The sequence below is a fragment of the Halalkalibacter lacteus genome (assembly GCF_036663595.1).
Taxonomy (GTDB): domain Bacteria; phylum Bacillota; class Bacilli; order Bacillales; family Bacillaceae_D; genus Halalkalibacter; species Halalkalibacter lacteus.
This window is the reverse complement of record NZ_JAWRVL010000429.1, coordinates 1-239: the sequence shown is the minus strand read 5'-3', so window position 1 is coordinate 239 and position 239 is coordinate 1. Positions and strand designations below refer to the sequence as shown.

Genomic DNA, 239 nt, shown 5'->3' with positions numbered 1-239 from the left:
GAACCTAATCAATTGCCCGGGTGAAATGCTCCTTATTCCTCTTGTTTGAAGGAAGAAAACAGTGCCGCCTTCTCGTCCTGAGTAACTTCGTCGGCGGGGAACATGGGGGCTGGGTCCTCAGCGCAGACCCTGTTTCTGCCCTGATTTTTGGCCTGGTACAGAAGGGTATCCGCACGGCCGAGGAGTTTAGTGACCGTGCAGTCGTCACTGACACGGAACACCGCCACGCCGAGACTGGC

At 56.5% G+C, this 239-nt stretch carries 1 protein-coding gene; it reads right to left on the bottom strand.

Annotated elements, in window-relative coordinates:
- Window positions 1–32: 32 nt before the first annotated feature.
- On the bottom strand, window positions 33–239 hold a 207-nt coding region (locus SAZ04_RS22905; RefSeq protein ID WP_332700081.1), incomplete at its 5' end, for a diguanylate cyclase domain-containing protein.